Origin of the sequence: Brevibacillus sp. NPDC003359 (assembly GCF_042878995.1) — a bacterium.
In the GTDB taxonomy this organism is placed as follows: domain Bacteria; phylum Bacillota; class Bacilli; order Brevibacillales; family Brevibacillaceae; genus Brevibacillus.
This window is the reverse complement of the sequence record NZ_JBIAOR010000003.1, coordinates 19,296-42,015: the sequence shown is the minus strand read 5'-3', so window position 1 is coordinate 42,015 and position 22,720 is coordinate 19,296. Positions and strand designations below refer to the sequence as shown.

At 49.1% G+C, this 22,720-nt stretch carries 20 protein-coding genes; 2 read left to right on the top strand and 18 right to left on the bottom strand.

The window, feature by feature from the left end; genetic code table 11:
- Nucleotides 1-99: 99 nt before the first annotated feature.
- The 6 genes from ACFYU8_RS12010 to ACFYU8_RS11985 all read right to left on the bottom strand — a co-directional run bounded on the left by ACFYU8_RS12010 (nucleotide 100) and on the right by ACFYU8_RS11985 (nucleotide 5,534).
- On the bottom strand, nucleotides 100-1,221 hold the full coding sequence (locus ACFYU8_RS12010) for an aminotransferase (protein ID WP_390298750.1): 1,122 nt from the start codon (nucleotides 1,219-1,221) through the stop codon (nucleotides 100-102).
- Nucleotides 1,222-1,255: 34 nt separating this feature from the next.
- Nucleotides 1,256-2,305 (bottom strand): ornithine cyclodeaminase family protein, encoded by a 1,050-nt coding sequence (locus tag ACFYU8_RS12005; RefSeq protein ID WP_390298747.1) that lies wholly within the window; start codon nucleotides 2,303-2,305, stop codon nucleotides 1,256-1,258.
- A gap of 130 nt (nucleotides 2,306-2,435) precedes the next feature.
- The gene (locus tag ACFYU8_RS12000) at nucleotides 2,436-3,167 is read right to left on the bottom strand and encodes an IclR family transcriptional regulator (RefSeq protein WP_390298744.1); all 732 of its coding nucleotides are present in this window, start codon (nucleotides 3,165-3,167) and stop codon (nucleotides 2,436-2,438) included.
- A 27-nt stretch (nucleotides 3,168-3,194) separates the two neighbouring features.
- On the bottom strand, nucleotides 3,195-3,884 hold the full coding sequence (locus ACFYU8_RS11995; protein WP_390298741.1) for an amino acid ABC transporter permease: 690 nt from the start codon (nucleotides 3,882-3,884) through the stop codon (nucleotides 3,195-3,197).
- Nucleotides 3,885-3,948: 64 nt separating this feature from the next.
- A complete protein-coding gene (locus ACFYU8_RS11990; protein ID WP_390298738.1) occupies nucleotides 3,949-4,761 on the bottom strand; it encodes an ABC transporter substrate-binding protein in 813 nt (270 codons plus the stop codon).
- Between the two features lie 50 nt (nucleotides 4,762-4,811).
- On the bottom strand, nucleotides 4,812-5,534 hold the full coding sequence (locus ACFYU8_RS11985) for an amino acid ABC transporter ATP-binding protein (protein ID WP_390298735.1): 723 nt from the start codon (nucleotides 5,532-5,534) through the stop codon (nucleotides 4,812-4,814).
- Nucleotides 5,535-5,747: 213 nt separating this feature from the next.
- Here ACFYU8_RS11985 and ACFYU8_RS11980 point away from each other — a divergent pair, with 213 nt between their 5' ends.
- Complete coding sequence (locus ACFYU8_RS11980; RefSeq protein ID WP_390298732.1) at nucleotides 5,748-6,347, top strand: hypothetical protein; 600 nt, start codon at nucleotides 5,748-5,750, stop codon at nucleotides 6,345-6,347.
- Between the two features lie 31 nt (nucleotides 6,348-6,378).
- Here the strand turns inward: ACFYU8_RS11980 and ACFYU8_RS11975 are convergent, their stop codons facing one another.
- From ACFYU8_RS11975 to ACFYU8_RS11950, 6 genes are all read right to left on the bottom strand, one after another.
- Nucleotides 6,379-6,936 carry a hypothetical protein gene (locus ACFYU8_RS11975; protein ID WP_390298729.1) on the bottom strand — a complete coding sequence of 186 codons (558 nt, stop codon included), beginning with the start codon at nucleotides 6,934-6,936 and terminating at the stop codon, nucleotides 6,379-6,381.
- Nucleotides 6,933-7,484 (bottom strand): riboflavin biosynthesis intermediates N-glycosidase, encoded by a 552-nt coding sequence (locus ACFYU8_RS11970; RefSeq protein ID WP_390298726.1) that lies wholly within the window; start codon nucleotides 7,482-7,484, stop codon nucleotides 6,933-6,935. Before ACFYU8_RS11970 ends, ACFYU8_RS11975 begins: the two co-directional genes overlap by 4 nt.
- Nucleotides 7,485-7,598: 114 nt before the next feature.
- The gene (locus ACFYU8_RS11965) at nucleotides 7,599-7,949 is read right to left on the bottom strand and encodes a DUF6463 family protein (RefSeq protein ID WP_390298723.1); all 351 of its coding nucleotides are present in this window, start codon (nucleotides 7,947-7,949) and stop codon (nucleotides 7,599-7,601) included.
- A 25-nt stretch (nucleotides 7,950-7,974) separates the two neighbouring features.
- Nucleotides 7,975-8,169, bottom strand: coding sequence for a hypothetical protein (locus ACFYU8_RS11960; protein ID WP_390298720.1), 195 nt, complete (start codon nucleotides 8,167-8,169; stop codon nucleotides 7,975-7,977).
- Entirely contained in the window at nucleotides 8,166-9,350 is a 1,185-nt protein-coding gene (locus tag ACFYU8_RS11955; protein ID WP_390298718.1) for an ArsA family ATPase, read from the bottom strand. Before ACFYU8_RS11955 ends, ACFYU8_RS11960 begins: the two co-directional genes overlap by 4 nt.
- 76 nt (nucleotides 9,351-9,426) lie before the next feature.
- The gene (locus ACFYU8_RS11950; protein WP_390298715.1) at nucleotides 9,427-9,903 is read right to left on the bottom strand and encodes a MarR family winged helix-turn-helix transcriptional regulator; all 477 of its coding nucleotides are present in this window, start codon (nucleotides 9,901-9,903) and stop codon (nucleotides 9,427-9,429) included.
- Nucleotides 9,904-10,048: 145 nt separating this feature from the next.
- Between ACFYU8_RS11950 and ACFYU8_RS11945 the strand changes: the two genes are divergently transcribed.
- On the top strand, nucleotides 10,049-10,237 hold the full coding sequence (locus ACFYU8_RS11945) for an H-type small acid-soluble spore protein (protein ID WP_390298712.1): 189 nt from the start codon (nucleotides 10,049-10,051) through the stop codon (nucleotides 10,235-10,237).
- Between the two features lie 210 nt (nucleotides 10,238-10,447).
- Here ACFYU8_RS11945 and ACFYU8_RS11940 read toward each other — a convergent pair whose 3' ends face one another.
- From ACFYU8_RS11940 to ACFYU8_RS11915, 6 genes are all read right to left on the bottom strand, one after another.
- Nucleotides 10,448-11,416 (bottom strand): aromatic acid exporter family protein, encoded by a 969-nt coding sequence (locus ACFYU8_RS11940; RefSeq protein WP_390299791.1) that lies wholly within the window; start codon nucleotides 11,414-11,416, stop codon nucleotides 10,448-10,450.
- A gap of 117 nt (nucleotides 11,417-11,533) precedes the next feature.
- Nucleotides 11,534-13,207, bottom strand: coding sequence for a YcdB/YcdC domain-containing protein (locus ACFYU8_RS11935; protein ID WP_390298709.1), 1,674 nt, complete (start codon nucleotides 13,205-13,207; stop codon nucleotides 11,534-11,536).
- A gap of 122 nt (nucleotides 13,208-13,329) precedes the next feature.
- A complete protein-coding gene (hemQ, locus tag ACFYU8_RS11930) occupies nucleotides 13,330-14,082 on the bottom strand; it encodes a hydrogen peroxide-dependent heme synthase (protein ID WP_390298706.1) in 753 nt (250 codons plus the stop codon).
- Between the two features lie 121 nt (nucleotides 14,083-14,203).
- Nucleotides 14,204-14,968: a glucosamine-6-phosphate deaminase gene (gene nagB / locus ACFYU8_RS11925; protein ID WP_390298703.1), complete on the bottom strand. Its 765-nt coding sequence runs from the start codon at nucleotides 14,966-14,968 to the stop codon at nucleotides 14,204-14,206.
- 90 nt (nucleotides 14,969-15,058) lie between these two features.
- Entirely contained in the window at nucleotides 15,059-15,952 is an 894-nt protein-coding gene (locus ACFYU8_RS11920; protein ID WP_069848228.1) for a MurR/RpiR family transcriptional regulator, read from the bottom strand.
- A gap of 145 nt (nucleotides 15,953-16,097) precedes the next feature.
- Complete coding sequence (locus ACFYU8_RS11915) at nucleotides 16,098-22,652, bottom strand: carboxypeptidase regulatory-like domain-containing protein (RefSeq protein WP_390298700.1); 6,555 nt, start codon at nucleotides 22,650-22,652, stop codon at nucleotides 16,098-16,100.
- Nucleotides 22,653-22,720: the final 68 nt, after the last annotated feature.

The window sequence follows — 22,720 nt, the reverse complement described above, 5'->3', positions numbered from 1 at the left end:
GTTCGGTATCGTGATCAGAAATGCCAGAATGCTAGAATTTCAGGATAGGAGTGTCCCTTTGCTCTCGCCGAAGGGACACTCCCCCTCCCGTTTCATCCGTTATTTGCGTGAATCCAAAAACTCCGATACTTTTGCCAGACCCGCTTGAAGCACCTCTGTCGAGCAGGCGTACCCGATTCGTACCCAGCCTTCCATGTCAAAGCAGCTGCCTGGTGTCAAAAACGCCCCCGTTGTTTTAAACAAGTCGATGCAAAACGCTTCCGAGGGGATATCCAGCTCGTACTTGAGCATCGCGGTGGTTCCTGCCTGCGGCTTGACGTAAGAGACCAACGGCTCCTTCGCTACCCACTCATCGAGAATCTGCAGGTTGTCACGCACGATCTTCAGGTTGCGCTCCATGATCTTGTCGCGGTTTTTCAGTGCATGGACAGCCAGCATGTCATCCAGCATTCCGCAGCTGATGGTGGTATAATCGCGGTGCGTAAAGCAGCTTTTGATGACGTCTTGAGGCGCTGCTATCCATCCCAAACGCAAGCCCGCCAATGAAAACACTTTGGACATGCTGCTAGTCGCGATCCCTTTTTCGTACAAGTCGACGATGGATGGCACCACAACCTCCGGGTCTTGGTGCAAATGGCGATACACCTCGTCACACAGCAGGTAGGCATCGACGGAACGTGCGATTTCTACGATTTCTCGCAGAATCCCTTCATCCATCAAAGCACCAGATGGATTGTTTGGATTGTTGATACAGATCAGCTTAGTCTTGTCTGTAACGAGCGAGCGCAGCTCCTCCAGATCAGGCAGAAAATCATTTTCCGGCAAAAGTCTGAGCAGCTTGACCTGCGCTCCGAACGACTCCGGTACTGAATAAATTTGCTGATACGTCGGATGAACGGTAATCACTTCATCTCCAGGTGCGACGAGCGAGAACAAGGTGAGAAAATTCGCTCCGATCGCCCCATTCATCACCAAAATGTTGTCCGGCTTCATCGTCTGATACATACTCGCGACGAGGCTACGGAATTCCGGCGAGCCTTCGATATGACCGTACGTTAGCTTCTTCTGCGCCATCTCGCGGAAAAAATCGTCCGGTTCATCGGAGAGGCGGATCAACTCTTCTACCGTCAGCGAATCTACGCATGTTTCGGCAATGTTGTAAACGGCCTCCATCTCGTAGGCGTTCATCCATTCTTCTACTTTAAAGGGTGCAATTCTCATCGGTCGTTCCTCTCCTTTGTTCTAGCTTTCTTTTCTACAGATCGACAATCGTACCTACGCCGCTCTTATCCGCTACTTTCAAAATGTGGTTAGCCGTCAGCAAATCCTGGAGCGCGATACCCGTGCTATCAAAAATCGTGATCTCTCCTGTGCTCTGTCTTCCACCTGCAAGTCCGAGGATCACATTGCCAATCTCCGCTTTAATATCGCTCTCTGCTATCAACCCTTTTTTTACAGCTACCTTCGTCTCCCCCACGCGTACTGCCTGCCCGATATCATCCACAAAGACGCCCGCTTTTGCAAAAAGCCGTTCATCGATCTCCTGTTTTCCTTCCATATCTGCCCCGATACAAGTGATATGCGTCCCCGGCTTCACCCACTCCTCTTGGATCATCGGTTCGCGTGAAGGGGTTGCCGTAATGATGATGTCTGCTTGCCTTGTCGCTTCTTCGAGGTTATCCATCGCGATAAACTCCACGTCACAACGGCTTGCATACCGCTCGTACTCTTCTCCCTTATACTTGGAGACGAATTTGGTTATCAACTTATCTTTGATTTGGGCGGCAAAGCTTTGCGCCTTTTCTGTGGACCGCAGATTGCAAATGTACACCCGCTTGATCTGCTCCATCGTCATCAAGGTCGCCATGATTTGAAAAGGAGCCTGGTGCCCCGTCCCTACTATCAACAGGTTCTCTGATTCAGGGCGTGCCAAATATTTTGCACCGATACCACCTGCGGCTCCCGTACGCATGCAAGTAATGTGCTCTCCACTCAAAATTCCCTGTGGTACGCCGGTTTGGCTGTCCAATACCATCACAGTTCCGACTAGCTGTGGCAGACCTTTCTTCTCATTGTCACCGAACCACGAGACGAGCTTGAGTCCAAATATATCCGCTTGGGGCAAATGACCGGATTTGATATCCATGTCGGCCCTACCCTCTACGAACTCATGAAAAATGAGCGGAAACAACGTCGCCTGCTGACTCGATTTCATTTGATAGGCTTCCTCTACCACTTCGATGACACTGGCCATATCCAGCACATCTTCCGTGGTTTCCTGATTAATGACGCGAAATGGAAACATGTCTATCTTCCCTCCCCACTGTTTCTTACACACTAACACAGTTTTTCATGGCGAAAAAATTGAAAGATCCAATGGTTCATATTAAAAAAAGCAAACCCTCCACCCACAGATACTGGAATGGAGGATTTGCTTATGCTCCGCCGATTCTTGCCGAAATCGTCGCAGCCTGACGCTTCACTTTTTCAATGAGGAGAGGCAATCGATCTTCTGTCACCCGAAAGCATGGAGCATTGATCGAGAGCGCTCCGACGAGTTGATTTCCGTAGCCGATGATCGGAGCGGCGACTGCCATAGTGCCTTCCGTCTTCTCCTCGTAACTGATCGCATAGCCACTTTTCTTGGCTTCACTCAACTGCTCCAAAAATGACGGCTGCTTGTCTGGTGCAAGCTGAGCTGAAACGACTTTTGTGATCGCATCCTGCTTCAAATACGCGAGAATGATTTTGCTGGGGGCGCCGATTGTGAGAGGAATCCGCTCCCCCAGGTTCTCGTCTATGCGAATTTTCAACGGGCTTTCTACTTTTTCAATTGGCATTGAATCTGCTCCAGCCAAGACGTTAAGGAAAATGCTCTCCTCGACTTCACTCGCCAGCTCCTCCATGAAAGGCCTCGCCACAGCCCGCAGGTTCAGCTTTTCATGTAGGATAAAACCGATTTCCATCCACGTATAGCCCGGCTTGTAATGCTTGGTGACTGAGTCTTGCTCAACCAATCCGAACTGGATCATCGATTCGAGAAAACGGTGGAGCGTGCTGATTGGTAGACCCGTTGCACTCGCTAGCTCCGAAATAGGCCAAGCAGGTTTTTCGTCTGATATCAGCACCCTGATTATTTTCATCGCCCGTTCGACTGATTGAACCATTCTTCTTTCGTCCTCCATAACAAAGAGTTACGCTGCAACACTCGTGTTATCTTTCGCTTGTTTATTGGGGGCTTTCCCTCTGGCAAGCCTTGCTTCCAGCTTATTCACGAAATACGAGAAGATCATGATCAGCACGAGATAATACAAACCGACGACCATGTACGTCTCCAGCTGCTTGTAGTTGGAAGCTGCTTCACCAAGTCCGGTTCCCCATAAATCCTGCATCCCTACGTATGCGACCAACGACGAATCCTTCAGCCCGATAATAAACTGATTGCCAAGCGATGGGATCGCCCGACGGAACGCCTGCGGCAAAATGATTCGGCGCATGGCCAACGGGTACGACATTCCGAGTGATCGGGACGCCTCCATCTGCCCACGGTCGATTGACTGGATGGCTCCTCGGAAGATTTCTGCAATATACGCACCATTATGAACTGCCAGCGCGATGGCCCCTGCCCAAAACTGCGACAGCGTGACCATATTCGCCAAGCCGAAGTACAGAATACAAATTTGCACGATCAATGGCGTTCCGCGAATGACGGTAATGTAAACGTGTGCGATGTAGTTCAATACTTTGGAATCGGATATCCGAAAAAAGGCAATGACCAGACCTACTACACAACCGAGCATCAAGGCAACTGCCGTCAACTGTATCGTGAGCCATGTCGCTTTTAGAAAAAGGGGATAACTGGACAGAAAAATATCAATAACCACGTGCAATCCTCCTCACATGAAGCGTTAAAAGTGGGGCGTCCAACACGGACACCCCGTTGCCCACTTACTGTTTTTGCAGGATATTGCGGCCAAACCATTTTTGGCTGATCTTCTCATAGGTGCCGTCTTTGACGATCTCGTCCAATGCCTTGTTGATCCGCTCCACTGCCTCCTGGTCACCCAAGCGTACAGCAATTGCTTGCTCGTCAAAGCTGAGCGGTTCGCCTACGTCAATCACTTTGCCGCCACCTTCTTTAATGAATCGCAAGCCTACTACCTGATCGGTAATGACTGCATCGAGACGGCCTGTCGGCAAGTCGAGCAATGCTGTAATATCGCTGTCATACTGGGTGATCTTGTCTTCATCGGTCAGCTTTTTCGCCCAATCCAAGTAGTTGGATGCTTTCACTACGCCGATCTTCTTGCCCTTCAAATCTTCCTTGCTCTTGACCGTTGTATTTCCCTCTTGCACGAAAATTTGCGAGCCTGAGCGGTAGTATGGATTGGTGAACAAAACGGCTTTTTGACGCTCAGGTGTTACCGTCAAGCTCCCGATGACAGCGTCGTATTTTTTCGCGTCTAGACCCGGGATGATCGTTTCGAATGGATTGGTGATCGGTACTGCGTTCATGCCCATTTTTTCAGCCAGCGCTTGTCCGATCTCTACGTCAAAGCCAGTCAGTTGCCCGTTTTCCTTGAAGCTAAACGGCTTGTACACGCCACTCATCGCGTACGTAAAATCTTTCTTTCCACCGTCTCCAGAAGCTTGTCCACCTGCTGCTGGTGCGCTTGCCTGCGATCCACAAGCCGAGAGTAGCAACGAGCCCATTAGAACAGTGGACAACAAAATTCCGGACCATTTTGCACGTTTTTTCATTGGTGATTCCCCCTGTTTTTCATCTCTATATTATTTAGATTTAGCGGATTTTAACGGATGCTACCTAAGAACTGCTTGGTACGCTCATGCTGCGGATTTTCAAAGAATTCACTCGGCGGTCCCTGCTCCAGGATTTGCCCATCGTGCATGAACACCGCCCGATCTGCTACTTCACGAGCGAATCCCATCTCATGCGTAACAACGATCATTGTCATTCCTTCCTTAGCGAGCTGCTTCATAACCTGCAGCACTTCACCGACGAGCTCGGGATCGAGAGCAGAGGTAGGCTCATCAAACAGCATAATTTTTGGTTTCATCGCAAGTGCTCGGGCGATGGCAACACGCTGCTTTTGTCCACCGGAGAGCATGTCCGGGTAGACATCGGCCTTATCCTGCATATTCACTTTTTTCAAAAGCTCCATTGCCAATTGCTTTGCGTCTGCTGCATTCATCCCTTTGACATGAACAGGTGCCTCGATCAAGTTTTCCAAAACAGTCTTGTGCGGAAACAGATTGAAGTGCTGAAAAACCATGCCGACCTCGGCGCGGAACTGATTCAGATTCGTCTTGTGCGGATCAATCTGCTGACCGCTGATTCGAATCTCTCCGCCGTCATAAAGTTCCAGAAAATTCAAACATCTAAGCAAAGTACTTTTGCCTGAACCGCTGGCTCCAAGCAAGACGACAACTTCCTTTTCTTCCACCGTGAGCGTAACGCCCTTCAACACGGTTAACGGGCCAAAAGATTTGACAAGCTGCTTAACCTCAATCATCCTGCTATCCCCCATTTATCTCCCGGATGAATTGCGTATCAACTTTTCCGAATACCGGAAATGATTTCTGATTTAAATTATAATTATATATTTTCTGATATTCAAGAAAAATATGTTTTATTGAATAAATATTCACGATAGGACTATGGAATAGTTTTCCTTCTCCCGTGGAATGAATAAACGGGAGTGTTTTATACATCAAGGAGGACCGTGATGAAAGTAGCAACGTACTTCTATGTAGGACTCATCCTCATTTTTCTGCTCTCCGCCTGTTCGCTGCCAGGTCCACAAGCAGTACCACCGCCACAGCAAGCGGCTCCATCTGACCCTGAGCGGGAAGTCAAAAGACCGACAACCGATGAGATCAAAGGTCGAACCATAAACAATCAGTTCACGGTGCCGATCCCGATCACCGAGACATTTACGTTTACCATCCCTCCCTCTTGGACAGGAAATTACATCGTGGAGGAGTTCTCATCGATGACTAAGCGTCCCCCTCGCCAACAGCCACTGGAGGGCAAGCTGGATGTGCCGACGAAATACGAAGCGCATTTTATGTTCGCTCCCAATCAACGAAAGGAGGATCAGTCCTCACTCCTCACCATTTTTGTCATGACGGTACCACATTGGAATCACTTGTCCAAATTGGAAGGACCGCCGCTGGGGGATGTACTGGCACAAACGCATGGGCTCGTCTACGTTGCCTCCTTGCCTCAGTCCAATCCGTATGACCCCGCAACTCCGGACGGCAAGCTGTATGGGAAGATGGTGATGTCGCTTGATCAGGTAAAAAATGCATTTTCCGTTCAGTAACAAAAAAAGTGGTTAGCAGCGCAACGTCTGCTCAACCACTTTTTCGCGTAAAGACAAATAGCTTCCCATCCGTATTCAACACTTGTGTCCCTTGGGCAAGCTCGATCCAAGACCGCTCCCAGTGTACATGACCACAGCAGACGAGTACGGGAGGATACTGCTGCAAGCACTCCCGAATTTCAGGCAAGCCTTGCAGATTCAGTGAAGGCTGCCCGAACTCACGTTGAAAAGCCTGCCAAACAGGTGAGGGATCGCCGCTACTTCCTCGTTTCCATGGGTCGGCATACAAGTCTCCACATAGCAAGACGAGAACGCGTTCCTGTGGAAAGGATGGCTTTTCGATTTGGAGTAACAGCGAAACCATCTCAGGCAACTCCTCCCCGAGCAGTACTTGCTGACCGTGCCGAGACTCTATCACCCCTTGCAGATCGGAAGTAATGATGATCGCATCGTAAGCGTCAGGAATGTTCGCCATCTCCCCAAAATAGATGGGCAACCTGCTCGGAACAACACCTTTGCCACTCGCACCCGCTGCTAGATAGGGAACCTGCTCGACGGGTTCTTCTCCGATTTTAGTAATCTGGATCACGAACGCAGTTGCTCCCTGACTGCCATCAATGCAAAACCGAGCAAATTTTCTCCCCGCCACTTTTCAGGCTGTTCCGCATGCGGATGATCCTGGGCCATCCCGATTCCCCATATCCGATCATAAGGACTCGCTTCTACAATAATGCGGTCGCCTGTATCCAAGAGGAACGCTTGCAAATCGGCATGCTGGCTGAATTTTAATAGGTTTGCCTGACGTACGATCGCCGTCTTGTTCGCATTCCACACTGCCTCGTCAAAGGAATGAACTTTTCGTCCCAATTCCTTCGCTTGTTTTGGATGGCTTTTCCTGATTATTTGATCACGGATGGCAAGATCACCGAACAACTCAGCCTTTTTCGCCATCATGTAATGCTCCGCGGTCAGGTACGTGATACCATCCTCTACAAAAGCCGCCGGATACCATTGGCTGAAGCAAGATTTATCGATACTGCCTGACTCTTTCTGTGTATGTCCCCAAAAGAACAAGTATTTCACTTTGGTCCTCTGAGATTCTTTGATCAAGGTTTGGACGTCATATATGTGCTCCATCGTGTTATCCCCATCTTTCTTTTATAAACAATCCCATCCTCGGATATTGAAACATATGGAAAATGGTTACATTCATTTTATCTGAACCATCTACCTATCCGCAAATTTCTTACATCACTTGCGCAGCAGGATGCCAGCCTGTGGTAGACCGAGCCAAAAGCCCGAAACAGGCATGGCAATCGCCCCGACCACGCATATCCCAAGTATCGTCCACCCGAAGACAGCCGGCGGCTCCATTTCCTTCTTTTTCATCAGCCAATCAGCCATATATCCGAGCAAAACCAGCAAGAAGCCCCACATCATAAACCAGAAAGCAGCATCTTCCTCTTGCCCTACCGCATTCCAAAAGCCGTTTGCGACGATCTGCTGAAGTGGCTCCGCGTAGAAAAAGAGTCCGACAACCGTATGCAGCAGTCCTGTCAGGATGAGAGTGAAACCCATTTGGCGCTTGATCCCACTTACCATGGCATTTCTCTCCTCTCAAATTGGCCTATTCCTTGGAAATGTTGATCTTGTGAGCTCTCGGACGTTCCTGTTCATCCTGTAACGCATCGATCACGCTATCTATCACGGACCGCGATGCGAGCAGCCATTCTTTGCAGGCATTTTTCATATGTCGCTCGGTTCCGTGCTGTTCCATGTTCCCGATAATCGTCAGCACCATGTTCAATCCGGTACGCCTCAACCCTGGTCAGCCCCTTCCCTTGCGCCAAAACGAATCATCAGCCGATCTTCCACATATTTCGCTCCCGTAACCTGTCGTCCCATTAATACTCGTGGCAAGATGACTTTTCGCTTGTAGGCACCCGCATTTACGGTCAATTCATCCCCTGTTTGCGTTAAATCCAAGGCTGCTTTATCCACAAAAGGAATCATCAGCTCCAAATGAAGCTCGCCGTCCACTTCCCGAATCAATTCCGTTCTGCCCCGATAAAACATCGCCGATGGGTCTTCTGTTCCATAAACGATATCAGCCAATTCTTCCAGAACAGGAAGCCCAATCACTTCTTTTGGCATCATCGGTGCTTTTAAAATCGGCAGCGGCTGAAAGTTTTCCACGATTTCGTTCTCATACTTCCGTTGCAGCTCTCGCCAGTGGGCAAAAAATCCCTCTCCCGCTTCATCCGGAAGCACCCGATTCACGATGACGGCATCCGTATTGAACCCGAACAGATTCAAGTACGTGAACGAGCGCTTTGCTTCCGCAAGCACCATTTTCTCTGGGTTTACGACGATCCTCACTGATGTGATTTCCGGGTCCAAAACAATGCGTTGCATTTCCTCCAGCCCTCGTGCGAGTTGCTCTACGCTGTCCAGCACATCATCGGAAGGAAGCTCCACTTTGTTGACAATCTTGGCCACTGGGCGAAAGAGTTTGATCAACTTCCGCTCGGTCGGAAAAATTTTCTCCAACCACCAATTCAATACGTTGGGATAACTGAGCAGCCGCAGTGTTTCCCCGGTCGGAGCACAATCCACTACCAGGACGTCGAACTGCCCACTCATTGCATGCTCTTTGATCTGCAACAAACTAAACAATTCTTCCATACCAGGAAAAACGAGCATCTCCTCTGTTGTAATATCTGTCAGTTGAGCTTTGTCGAGCAGTGTTGTCAGCCATCCTTGAACTGACCCCCAGTTGCGCTCTGTTTCCCGCAAGCTGTTTACTTCCTGGCCCCATAAATTTTCGCTGATTGGTACGGGGTCTGGTCCGATCACAGTCCCCAATGAATCTGCCAAACTGTGTGCGGCATCCGTACTAAGTACGAGCGTCCTCTTTCCCTGCTTTGCCAGCTTGACTGCCGTTGCCGCTGCAACACTCGTCTTCCCAACTCCGCCTTTTCCGGTGTAAATGATGATTCTCATCTCGAATCTCTCCTTCACGACCCATTTAATACGATTTCGTAGTAATTAGACAAAAAAAGAAGCAGGCTCGAACGGACTATTCCTCAATGTTGATCTTGATGGAACGAACCTTTGTTTCACGAGGCTTGACAGGGCCTCCATCCTGAAATACCTTGGCTGCCTTTAATAAAAGGGTGGTGAATTGCTCCATTTCTTCCGGCGTAAATGCCTCCTGAAGCCTGCCCAGCATCGCCAGCATGATTTGCTCCGATTCTTTTGCGAGCTGTTTGCCTGGTTGTGTCAGCGTGACGAGCTTCACCCGTTGATCCTCGACAGAGGTAGCCCTCGCGATGTATCCTTTGCGTTCAAGCCGTTTCGCGATGCTGGTCATCGAACTAAGCGGCGCCCCCATCTCTTGCGCCAGCGCTGACATGGTCAAATCTCCGCGGAACAGCAATATGAGGAGTGTCGACAAATCGGAGCGAGTCAGTTTTTCTTCTAGCTGCATCGTATCGGACATAAAGGCGAACGGACGCAAACCGGTTTTCAGAAAGAGGTCGTATAGTTGCTGCATACCGGTGACTCCTTTTAGTACGACTTCGTAGTAATTTCTCTCTCAATTTATTACATATTTTAGGGAATGTCAACAGGCGTAAAAAGTATACCACGCTGGGCTGACGTACATATTATAGCTGTTACGAATGACAGGAGGAGTCGACATGAATAATCAGCGCGCGAAAGAAATCGCCGCTTCACCCGTTATGGCGAATGTTACCTGCGATGGAATACCCGTATACATCCAGCACATCGATGATGACAACGACATGGCGAGGATTTACCCGCTCAACCAGCCGGATCAGGAAATGAGCGTTCCTGTAGCCAGCTTGCGGGAGCACGGTGAGTACTGATTTTCGTCACGATAAAGATGGAAGGGACCTGTAGCTAATCACAGGTCCCCTTTGTTTTCCACTGCGCAATTGACTTGGAGAAGCAGCATTCCCGGATCCCCACTGATCGATCGGGATTTTTACCGAAAAACAAAAAAAGACTGCGAAAAGTATTCGCAGCCCTTCCCTCGATATTCTACAATTCTTTCATAGTTACGTACCCTTGCTTTTCTAACTCTTCGCCGCTTGAGCCTTTTCGTCCCTGTTTTTGCCTAGCTCATGCTTGATGAACAAATAGCTCTCAATCTCTCGAAGAAGGTAGAACAGCGAGGCACGCGTCTCAAATTCCTCTCGTGTTCGCGGCAAATCTGCTGCCTTGATCTCCTCTTGCATCACGCGCAGTTGGTCGATAAACCGATAGGCGGTATTGCCCGGATGCACCGAGTCGCTGATTCGCGCAAGAAAATCTGCGATTCGATGACTCTCTGCTACCTGGTTGTCCAAGGAAGAGACAATCGGCATCATCCGTTCCAATAGCTCGAACTGCTTTTGCCGCATCACAAAATACTCGTAGTACGAATCGTTACGACGGCCCAATCGATTGTCCACGTCTCGCGAAGCTAAACGAATCGCCGTTTCCAGCACGCCTGCTGTTTCGATCAGCTCTTTCCCGTCCCAATCACTTTCTCCGTGACGCAAATAGTAGCAGAACTCTCGCATGATTTTGCTGAACAGCTTCTCCACCTTTACTTGCATCCCTTTTAGCTCTTTATCGAGGCTCGGCATGTACAGATTGACCAATAAGGCTACACCCACACCGATGACGAGCAAAGCGACCTCGTTCAGCAGTAGCATCCCGTCAATTCTCTTGGAAGAATACAGATGCATGAGTACAACCATGCTGTTGACGAAGCCTTCCTGAATGCTAAATCGCACCGCGAGCGGCAAGAACAGCAAAATGAAAAGGAGAATGGCAAGCGGCGTATAGCCCATGATGGAGAACAGGCAGACCCCAATTCCAAGCCCCAATAAGCTGGCCAGAATTCGATTCCACGCTGTTCGAAACGATTGCTTGACCGTCACCTGAATACACAAGATCGTAATGATCCCCGCAGAAGACGCATACATCAAGCCTAGCTGCTGGGCGATCAGAATCGAGATAGCCGTTCCAATGGCTGTTTTTAACGTACGATAACCAATTTTAAACTTGAGAAAGCCCAGTCTTGTTCCCCTCCGCTGTCAAAAATGCTTTCCTGTTTACTTTAACAAAAAGTGTCCGGGAACCAAAGACAAGAGTTCGTAAATTTTCAAAGGCATCTAATCCTGTTTGTGCTCCTCGGCGAAGCTGTGCCACTTGCCATCTGCTTTGACGAGACCTTTCTCTCCAATATAACGATAGACGAGTAGTGGCTGTTCAAGCATTTTATCTCTTCCATAACTCCCATCAACTTTTGGTTGAAAGTAGGTGAGCATGAGCTTCTTGTTCTCTTTCACGACTTTTTTCGCCGTATTCACATCGATACTATCTTCATTTTTGGGAGGAAGAGATGAATCACCCGAAGGTCCATGGTTATAAAAATGGTTATACAGACCCACTACTTCCCCTGTCTCAGCGTCGACATAGACATGAAAGATACTGCTGGCATCGCCTGCCGGTACGCCGTTGATCAGATAGCCAAATTCGATCTCATACGGTTCATCATTTTCCCAGATTTGTTTGATCCTTTCCTCACTGGGAGCGTAGTCGACTGCATAAATTTTCCCTAACTGATCGGGGTAGAATGTTTGTACGAATTTTCGTGCACTCTCTTGTGCTTGTTCCCAGGTAATACCCTTTACTATTTTCTTGCTCTCTTCGTAGAACCTGATTTTTGCATTCACACTGTAATCGACTAAATGTCCACGGACGTCAATCGCTATTATTACAGTATCTGACTTTTCACCATCCCCTGGTTGCGAAATAAACTCGAAATACCAGCTCATTTCATCAGATCCTGAGTCTGATTCAGTGATCCTGCCATTCGAACGGTATGTACCTGGGAGCTTTTTGAGCTGTTGCTCTGCTATTTTTTGCGCCTCGTCTTTTGTAATGAGCTTTCTTTCTACGGTGGATGGAGGAACTGTTTTCCCTAAAGGTTGTATCTTCCTTTCTTTGGCAACCTGTCCGTAAGAATCGAGCATTTTTCCTGTGATGGCATCGACAAACTGCGGGTCGATTTTCTGGAAATCATAAACCAGCTGGTAAGATTCAGGTTCATTACGCAATCGGGACGCCATATCCTTGTACAAAAATGATGGAATCACTTCTGCATCCCACTTCTTCTTAGCTTCCGTTATATCTATAACTTTCGAAGCATCTGGAAGTTTCCCCTCAGACCAATGCCGCTCAAAACCGATCACTTCCCCATTGCTGCCCACTCTGAATCGAAACCCATTTTCCAGAAAAGGAATCCCGTTTTCGATACGGGTAAAGTTTACAATGGTTCCTTTTTTAGCAGAATAATAGTTAACATACGGATCAGGATATTCATTAGGCTTTGATAAACGGCTCCGTTCTTCTTCTGTCGCTACTCGTTCAAGAAATTGAGTTGCCACCTGGATGGTCTGATCTTCTGTAAGCTTCTTTTCATTGCTACCCAAGTCTTCTTCTGCTACAGGATATGTATAATTCCATATGGTACCTGTTTTTGCGTCCTGCTGCACATAAATCGATCCACCATCTTTTTTATTCCAGATACTATTCCACATTGCTTTTTGCCATAAATGTTCATAGCTGTCTTCTAATTTGGCCATTTCCAGCTTGTACTCACCAGAAAGCATCAACTGCTTCTTGGCAAGCGCGATTGCCTCTTCCTCCGAAAGTGTCTTCTCGGCTGCTGCATGTACGACTGTCGTCAAACTTTCTTCCCCTACTGAGGCGAATACAGTCGTCATCAAAATGGCAGACGACACGCCGAGTGAAAAACCCCATGATGTAGTACGTTTTAACACAAATCAACCTCTCCTCTCCAATTCCAAACAACCTAATTTTACCATTTCTGAATAACAAAGGCTCAAATAAAAAAATCCGCCAATGCGACGATCTCGCACAGCGGATTTTTTGGGCTTATTGATTATACTTCCAGCTTTTTCGCCAATGTTTCTACGTTCAATACGTTACCTACGAGGAAGTTGCCGAATTCACCGAAGCGCGCACTCACTTCGTCAAAGCGCATTTCGTAAACGATATGCTTGAATTCCAGCGGATCGTTGGCAAACAGGGTCACGCCCCACTCCCAATCGTCGAAACCAACGGAGCCACCGATGATTTGCTTCACGCGGCCAGCGTAGGAGCGACCGATCAAGCCGTGGGAGCGCATCATTTCTTGGCGCTCCTGCATGGAGAGCATGTACCAGTTGTCTTGCAGATCACGCTTTTTGTTCATTGGATAGAAGCAAATGTGCTCCCATTTTGGCAGGATCGGATACAGACGGTCACGCACGTGCGGATTCGCTTTTGGATCTTCACCTGGGTTATGTACATAGTTGCTCAGCTCTACTACGGATACATACGAATAAGGAGCTTCTGTATAGGCAGCAAAGCGGGTTTTATTGAACGCTGTTTTGATCTCATCGAGTTCTTGCATAGTTGGACGCAGGAACATGAACACGAGGTCTGCTTTGTGTCCAAGGATGGAATAGACAGCCGTGCTGCCTTGGTTCTCGGCTTCATTCGCTTCCCATGTACGGATCAATGCATTCAGCTCGTCCAACGCTTCTTGGCGTTCTGCTGCGGATGCTGCTTTCCACTTTTCCCAATTGATGGTGCGGAAATTATGATACGTATACCAACCTTCTAATGTAAGCAACGCTTCGTTTGCGCTCATTCTAAATCAGCTCCCTTGAAAAATCTGGTGACCTTCTTGCAACATTCCCAGTATAGCATAAGGAACTAGTGCGTATTCGGAACAGATTGGTGAACAAGAAAAATGAAAACCAAGCGGTGCATTAGCTGCCGCTTGGTTTCGTTCCTGCCAGTACGGAGGTTGTCAGCTTGCTCGCTGCTCCCTGATCCACAATGACTGTTACATTCGAATGCAATTGCAATAAGGAGGCTGGTACATCTGCCGTAGGCTCACCCGCCAGCATCAATCGCACTGCCTCTGCCTTTGCCTCTCCACTTGCGAGAAGCACGACTTTTTTAGTACCAAGAATCGTCTTGATCCCCATGGAAACGGCCTGAGTCGGAACCTGGTCCGCACTATCAAAATAGCGGGCGTTTGCTTCAATCGTACTGTCAGTGAGCTGGACAACACGTGTCACAGAGTCGGCAGAGGAGCCAGGCTCGTTGAAGCCAATATGACCGTTATTGCCGATCCCCAGCACCTGTATGTCGATCCCGCCCGCCAAACGAATCGCTTCCTCATAGCGTGCACACTCTGCCAAATGGTCTGTCGTATTTCCAACTGGCACACGTGTTTTCTCAGCAGAAATGTTGATGTGATTGAACAAGTTTTCTTGCATATACGAGCGATAGCTTTGCGGATGAGCGGAGGAAAGTCCGACGTATTCATCCAGATTAAAGCTGCTCGCTTGCGAAAAATCGATGCTCTCCGCCTGCGAGAGCTTGATCAGCTCACGGTACATCCCTACTGGCGTGCCTCCGGTTGCGAGACCAAAGACGGTCTTCGGATTTGCTTTTACTTCGCTTACGAGCATTTCAGCAGCTTTTCTGCTGAGCTCCGCGTAATCTTTCACGATCACGAGCTTCATTTTCCAACCACTCCTATCCAATATAAGATAAATTCAAAAAGTCTCCCAGGACTACTCCATGATCAAAAGACGACTTTTTGAACTACCTTTTTAGTATTTTCTCTCCAGTACAGCCTTCGCTGTTCTCTCTTTATATAAAAGGGCCTTTTCCTTGTTGCGCATCGTTATTGTGGTACTAATGACATCCAATACATGCAGCTGTGCAATTTTCGCTGCGAGAGAGCCTCCCTGCAACGGACCTTCTTGCGCTGCGGTCAGAAGCGTAATGTCTGCTACATTCGTAATCGGTGAGCGTCGATAGTGCGTCAGGCAAATGCAAGTTGCGCCTGCCTGCTTGGCGACTTTCAATGAATCGATGGTGTCTTTCGTACTGCCTGATACAGACAAACCGATCGCGACATCCCCCGGCCCCAGAGTCGCTGCGGCCATCGCTTGCAGATGCGATTCATTAAAAGCGTCCACGCGAAGCCCGATCCGCAGGAACGTGTACTTGGCATCCTGGGCTGTTACTGCTGACGTACCTACCCCGTAAAAATGGATCGTGTTTGCTTTTTGCAATAGGTCTACACAGCGCTCCAGCTGTTCGATCTGAAACAAGGCCGAAGTATCCCCAATCGCCTGTTGATTGGTTGCTGTTACTTTGTGCGTGATGATGTCCAGGGAATCGTCTTCTCCGACTTCACCATGCAAGTTTTTGACTGGATTGACCAATTCTTGCGCCAATGCCAGCTTGAATTCCTGATAGCCATGAAAGCCTATTTTCCTGCAAAAGCGCAAAACGGTCGTCTCACCCACTCCCGCCTTTTCAGCAAGGTCAATCACCGATGAATAAATCACGCTGTCTGTCTGCTGCAAGACGATATGGGCGACCTTTTGCTCCGATTTCGTAAAGGAGGGAAGGAGACTCTGAATATGCAAAAGCGTATTTGTCTTCGTGATGGTTGCTGTCAATGGATGGGACAGCTCCTCCTGCTGTTTCACCATATGGCTCGCTCCCCCTTGAATAAAAATCAGGATTTTCACAGATAATTTTACCCAAAACAAAATAGCTGTATTTCTACAGCTATTATATCAAAAAAGGAGTAGTCCGCCATATTTATTATTTTAGGTGGAGTAATTCTCCAAAACATCAAAATGGGGTAAACAAAATGGTCGGACATGTTGCGACCCGTAAAGATCCACTCATTGTTGTTGGAACCAGAACCAGATCGAGTGTCATGATTTCCCCTACGCCTAGCGTCACTGTCCCTCTCGCTTCTCCACTCCCCATCGCATTGGCTACAACCAAGTAGATGCCAGGAGCAAGATCAGTCACCTTGTACCTGCCGAAGCTGTCTGTTTGGACAACCACAGTCGTTCTGATTGGTTGATTCACGGTTTGGACATACACTGTCGCTCCAGCAACTGGCAAACCTGTTAAACCGGATCGAACTGTTCCTTGTATCGTTCCCGTTTGCGAAAGGCGGATAATGATAAAGGTTGTTTGGTTCGGCAAAACGACTGCTTCTGCTTGACCGGTACCAATGCCTGGGATGGTCCCGATAACGGTATACGCACCCGGAGCCACATTGACAAAATGGAATGTTCCATCCGGCTCAGCCAGGATATTTTGCAGGCGAATCTGGTTTGAATTGAATAGTGACAATTGAATATTGTTTCCGCTGGCTTGCGTTCCGTCCGGCAAAAGGACAATCCCGGATATCGTTCCGACGAACGGTAATAGTTCGACTGTCGTTACGGTCGTCTGCCCGCTTGCGACCGTAACTGTACTGTAATGTGTACCGAAGCCATCTGTGCTTGCAATAACATTGTACTCTCCAGCCACCAAGCCATTTACCTGGAATTGCCCGCTCTGGTTCGTGACAGTGTTGGCAACAAACAAACCGTTGGAAAACAGCTGAATCGCAACAGCCGACCCTGTGATCGGGAGTCCCGTCAACTGATTGTTCACCTGTCCGGAGATGCTGCCTGGAAGAGGAGACATCGTGAGAATGACTCCGCTAATTGTCTGTCCGGCAATCACGGTTATGCTTTGCATGGCTGCTGCGTAGCTGTCTTCACTTGCGCTTATCAAATACGTTCCTGGCGGCAGATTGCCAACAGCAAAATTGCCCAGGTCATCCGTAATTGCACTGCCGAACAATGTCCCGTGTGAATCCTTCACCTGTATCAATGCATTGGGAACAACGCCTCCACCAGTAGCCTGTACCTGACCTGTTACAGTAGCTGGAAAAGGGGGAAGCCCCACTTCAATCTCAGTGGTCTGTCCGGAAAAGATCGTCGCACCAACAGGCTGGGTGGTGTAATTTTGAGCGCTAATCGTAAGTGTATAGGTTAAAGGAGCTAGGCCGTCGATTTTAAACTGACCGAGACCGTCCGTAATCGTCCGAGACAACAAGTTGTTTGTGCCAGGGAAAAAGATCAACACTTCCGCCCCTACCAGTGGCGTACCATCAAGCGCATCCCTGACGGTGCCCTGCAAAACACCAGGATTCGGGTCCAGTGGGATATTGACTGTAGCTGTGCCCCCAGGAGCTACATCAAAGGAGACACTCTCCCTCTGATAGCTTTCGTTCCTTGCCAAAATGGTGTAATTACCAGCCACAAATCCATCAATGAAGTATATCCCCTGAACGTCTGTCTGGGTAGAAAAGAGGATCGTGTTATTGTTGCCCAGCAAGCGAACGAGCGTATTCGGCAATGGCGTAGCGACAATGGCGTCACTAATTTCGCCTGTGACATTTGCAGGCAGATTCGGCAAAGAAAAGTCAAGACCGGTAGTCGCTCCCAATCCGACCATAGCTGTTGAAGCCTCAGCAGCGAATCCCGTAGCACTTGCGATCAGTGTATAGCTCCCAGGGGACAGTCCACTCACCATATATTGCCCCTGCTCATTCGTTAGGACAATAGCCAGTATCGTTCCAGACGGGCTTCCCTGTCGAACAGTAATGACCGCACCGGCAATCGGCGATGTCGTACCTTCCTTTCGCACTGTACCAGCTATCCCACCGGGCAACTCGTTTAACGCAAAGCTTAATACAGACGCCGCACCAGCTTGTATCTGTGCGCCAGCTACATCGCTTGCATATCCAGTTGCATTGACATTGACGGTGTACCCTCCGGGAGCCAGCCTATCAAGCGAAAAGTTACCAGTTGAATCAGTCAGTACGGAGCCCACAGCAGCACGGGTGTTGTCGTAGACGATTACCGTTGCGCCAATGATCGGCAAGCCCATCTCCAGGTCAGTCACAACGCCGGATAAACTGCCTGGATTGGGAACTAATGCCTGCTGAAAGTTGGTGGTAATGCCCCCTTGCAAAATAACCGCCTGCGAGACGGATACAAAATTCGAAGCAGAAACGGTTACATTTACGACACCCGCTGGAAGCTTCTCTGCCAAAAAATTGCCTTGATCATCTGTCAATAATTGAGCAAGCACAACACCATGATTATCCGTAATGAGCACGGTGCTCCCCGGAATCCCGAATCCCGTCATCTGATTTGTTACGACTCCCGAAATAGCCGCAGGCAAGTCAGGTAACGTGACGGTCGTTGAAGTTGCGGTATTGGCCACCACGATCACGCCGATACTTCCTACGGCATAGCCAGGCGCTGAGGCGATAACGGTGTAAACGCCGGGAGAGACACTCCCAATGAAAAATACACCAGACTCATTCGCGAGCAAGCTCTGTATAACAGCTTGATTGCTATCCATCAGCTTGACGTTGATTTCGCTTCCCGTAACAGGTACACCCAAGCTGTTTATGACACTTCCCACGATGGACCCAGGCAAAGGCAAGAGCGCCACACTAGCCCCCATCGTTTCTCCACTGACTACATTGGCCCCTACTGATTGATCCGCATAGCTAGGCGCACTTACCGTGGCGGTATAAGCACCCGGCAACAGATGTTGAATCAAATAGCTGCCCGTCTGGTCTGTACTTCCTGTAGCCACTACATTTCCGTTACTTATGGAACGAATCAGTACAACGGCGCCTGCAATGAATACCGCGGGATTCGTCGCGTCCGTCACCTGTCCACTAATCCCGCCTGCATTCGCCCCGAGAGTAAAGTCTACGCCGTTCTTATTTTCACCGGGTCCAAGTGTAACACCAACCGAGCCTGTAACATATTCAGGGGCGCTTGCCACCACGACAAATGATCCAGCAGGCAGGTTGCCAATTGTATAGGCCCCGTTTGAATCCGTGTAGCCAAAGCCTATTGTCGTCTCATTCAAATCCAGAATACGGACAACGGCATTGACAATCGGCTGCATCCCCGTGTCTAGCACGGTTCCAGAAATACTGGCCGGATTCGGGGTAAGCGTAAAGGAAACGTTGGCCGTCTGCCCAGGCTGTACGATCGCCCCAACAGATTGAACAGCGTAGCCAGGGGCCGTAGCTGTAAGGACATAAGAGCCTGGTGCGACCCCTGAAAATGAAAATGCCCCATTCCCATCTGCGACGACAGTACCGATCAATAGGTTATTGATACCAAACAATAGAATGGTGGTTCCCAGTACGACAGGTGCTACTGTACCGCTAATAAAACCGAAATCCTGATTGAGCTGAAGCTGGACAGGAGTAGTTGTATTCGCGAGCACAATGGCTCCGACATGATTGGACTGAAAGCCATCCGCTGAAGCACTGATGACGTATTGACCTGCAGCCAAGCCCGTGATAACAAAGCTTCCTTGACTATCGCTGTATACCGAATGCACGACGGAGCCATTGAAATCGAGTGCATTTACTTGTGCACCGGCAATCGGCTGTAACGCCCCTGTAGCAAGCACCTGTCCTTGGATCTCACCCGGACTCGCAAACAACGATAAGCTGACAGGCGTATTCGCATTCGCAAGTACAGTGGCGGAAGCACTGTTCGTTTCATAATTGGTTGCACGTGCGGTAATGGTATAAACGCCGGGTGCAAGTCCTGTGATCGCGTAATTGCCAGCCAGATCGCTATTTGCATGGGCGACGATTGTCCCTGCTTGGTTCAACACACTAACCTCTACTGAAGCACCTGTTATCGGCAGACCCGACGTAGCATCGAAAATCGAACTCGAAATGCTCCCCGGCAAATCTGCCAGCTGTACATTCACCGTTGTTGTCGTCAATGAGGTGACGATTGCCCCTGTGATCACTGTCGTTTTATCCGGAGCAGATACGATGACGACGTACGCTTGTGGCAGCAGATTAGGTACCACATACTGTCCGTTCCCATCCGTCAATACCGTAGCGACTACAGCACCTGCTGCTGTATTTTCCCTAATGATGACAGTGGCACCCTGAATCGGCTGATTACCGCTGTCGATCACCTGTCCCGTGATTGCTCCCGGTGAAGCTTGCAGAGCAAAATCCAGAAATGATATTTCCTGAGGCGCTACAGTTGCCCCCAACACAGTAGTGGAATAACCAGAAGCCGATGCAGTTACGGTATACGTATTCGGGGCCAAATGTGGGAAGGAAAAGGTGCCCGTGCTGTCGGTAATCGTCTGTGCAACAGGAACAGTTCCCTTCAAAACAACAACAACGGCATCCCCAAGCGGATTCATGCCTGTGTCCGAGACTGTCCCCATCAATACTCCGGCCTGCTTTTCCAACTGGAGGTCAACCGTCGTAGTAGCGCCAGCAGTGACTCCTACCCCTACTGTTTGGCCCGCATATCCCTCCGCAGCCGCCGTAAGGACATAGTTTTCCGGACCTAGCAGGGATAAGGAGTAGTCTCCATTTGCGTCGGTTAACGTCTCTCCTACTGAAATTCCCGAACGAGTGACAACCTTGATGCTCGCATTTAGGATTCCCTCACCCGTTTGCGCATCGGAAATGGTTCCACTAACCGTTCCAAATGCTGTAGTCAATTCGAAATCTAGTACCTTGGCATCTCCCGCTTGCAGACTGATACCAGCTAAATGTGTGGAAAAGCTTGTGGCACTGACACGGACTTGATAAACACCTGCTGCGAGCTTATTCAGCAGATACGTACCAGCTCCGTCTGTTGTCGTTTCCGTCAGTGTAACACCTGTCTGGCTAAGCACTTCCACCAATGCCCCGGCAATCGGTATGCCACCCGGACCTGTCACCAGACCGGAGAGCTGCGCAACTGACGTCTGGAGCACTACATTTTGTGTAGTAGTCTGGGCACGAATGACGTTGATTGCGACTGTTGCTGGCTGGAATGTAGCCGCACTGACTGCAAGGGTGTAGGTACCTGGCACGACATTGGTAAACTGATAGGTCCCCCCTCCCCCTGTCACTGTCTGATTTACGGTCACGCCTGTCGTATTAATGAGCCTTACCACTGCCCCTGAGATGGGTGCCAATCCGGTATCTGTTATCGTACCGTTCACCTGACCCGGACTCGGAGGAAGCAAAATGTCTGCTCTTGTGGTCTGCCCTGCCAAGACGCTCACGAATTGAATTTTTGGGTCATAAGTCGGCGCGGTCACCGACACAGAATACAGACCAGGAGCCAATCCAGTAAACGAATAGGCGCCATCTGTATCTGTTGTCGTCGTTCCGATAAGTACGGGAATCGAATCATACAATTCGACCTGCGCACCTGCTACAGGCAAGTTTGTGGACTGGTCAAACACCACGCCAGCAACACTTCCAGCCAAGTTAACCGTAATGACAATATTATCCTGAACAGGGGAAAGCGTACCGCCAGAAAAGCTGTCTACGCCAGTGACTGTCGCTGTGTTTAACCGCCGCGTTCCGCCTGGAGAGACCGCGAAAACCCCGCTGACCGTAAATGACAAGCTAGCAGTAGAAGCAGCGGCCAAATTGCCGATCGTCCAGCTGAGCACCTTGGTGAGCGGTTTGTAGCTGACAGAGCCGGTACTTGTTGCGTTTACTGTGAAAGCTGTTACTTGATCTAGCTCGATCAGATCGTTGACAACGACTGTCGTTGCCTGGCTCTTCCCGGTATTGGTGACAGTGATCGATCCTGTCCACTGCGATAGTTGTCCTGTGGTAACGACGGCTGGTCCTGCTGTTACCTGCTTATCGATGGCAAGGCTGGCTCGAACGTCTCCTGTTGCTATCGTCGTGTTATTACTCAGGGAATTTTGAAAGCTGAAGCCTTCGCTGATTCGCAGAGAGTCTTTGTTGTAATTGTTGTCATTTGTAGAGGTAAAGGGGAGGAATTGAAGGGAAGTAAGGGAGGTAACACCGATCGTTGAAAAAAAAGTAGCAGCAGGCATGACGAAATCAATGAAGTAGTCAGGATTGCCGCTAAAATTTGAACCATCATTCGTCAGCCGCACACGAGCCGTGTCAAAATTGATAATCGGCGCTTGCCAGTTTGGAGCTCCACTGCCGTTTGTGCCCTCTGCCGGATCGTTCCAGGAGTTGAATTCTACGACCGTGTTTTGAATCAAGGCAATGCGATTACGTAAGCCTTGCACACCCAACATCCACTGGTATGTGCCAGCCACTCCGGTTGTATTGATCAGATAACCCCAGGCAAAGTTTTGAAACCCTGTTTTTTGCGAATTTCTTGGATCTTCATTAACTCTTATCCGAAAGTAGAGATACGTTCCATCATACGCTAAAAAAGCAACAGGAAATGTAGAGTTTCCTACCATGTCGACAGAGCCGGGATTTTCATCGTTCGGGACGTCTCCGAATGGACTTCCCCCGAGCATAAACGGGATGAATTGACTGTCAGAAGGATAGGCCATTTTTCCTCACCTCTCCCCTCTAACATATGTACATAGTGTGATATGGCCCCCGCCCTCCCTTTGCTAAT

Coding starts and splice junctions, on each gene's coding strand:
- ACFYU8_RS12010 (WP_390298750.1), bottom strand. CDS start 1,221: ATGAGAATTGCACCCTTTAAAGTAGAAGAATGGATGAACGCCTACGAG.
- ACFYU8_RS12005 (WP_390298747.1), bottom strand. CDS start 2,305: ATGTTTCCATTTCGCGTCATTAATCAGGAAACCACGGAAGATGTGCTG.
- ACFYU8_RS12000 (WP_390298744.1), bottom strand. CDS start 3,167: ATGGTTCAATCAGTCGAACGGGCGATGAAAATAATCAGGGTGCTGATA.
- ACFYU8_RS11990 (WP_390298738.1), bottom strand. CDS start 4,761: ATGAAAAAACGTGCAAAATGGTCCGGAATTTTGTTGTCCACTGTTCTA.
- ACFYU8_RS11985 (WP_390298735.1), bottom strand. CDS start 5,534: ATGATTGAGGTTAAGCAGCTTGTCAAATCTTTTGGCCCGTTAACCGTG.
- ACFYU8_RS11980 (WP_390298732.1), top strand. CDS start 5,748: ATGAAAGTAGCAACGTACTTCTATGTAGGACTCATCCTCATTTTTCTG.
- ACFYU8_RS11970 (WP_390298726.1), bottom strand. CDS start 7,484: ATGGAGCACATATATGACGTCCAAACCTTGATCAAAGAATCTCAGAGG.
- ACFYU8_RS11965 (WP_390298723.1), bottom strand. CDS start 7,949: ATGGTAAGTGGGATCAAGCGCCAAATGGGTTTCACTCTCATCCTGACA.
- ACFYU8_RS11955 (WP_390298718.1), bottom strand. CDS start 9,350: ATGAGAATCATCATTTACACCGGAAAAGGCGGAGTTGGGAAGACGAGT.
- ACFYU8_RS11950 (WP_390298715.1), bottom strand. CDS start 9,903: ATGCAGCAACTATACGACCTCTTTCTGAAAACCGGTTTGCGTCCGTTC.
- ACFYU8_RS11945 (WP_390298712.1), top strand. CDS start 10,049: ATGAATAATCAGCGCGCGAAAGAAATCGCCGCTTCACCCGTTATGGCG.
- hemQ (WP_390298706.1), bottom strand. CDS start 14,082: ATGAGCGCAAACGAAGCGTTGCTTACATTAGAAGGTTGGTATACGTAT.
- nagB (WP_390298703.1), bottom strand. CDS start 14,968: ATGAAGCTCGTGATCGTGAAAGATTACGCGGAGCTCAGCAGAAAAGCT.
- ACFYU8_RS11920 (WP_069848228.1), bottom strand. CDS start 15,952: ATGGTGAAACAGCAGGAGGAGCTGTCCCATCCATTGACAGCAACCATC.
- ACFYU8_RS11915 (WP_390298700.1), bottom strand. CDS start 22,652: ATGGCCTATCCTTCTGACAGTCAATTCATCCCGTTTATGCTCGGGGGA.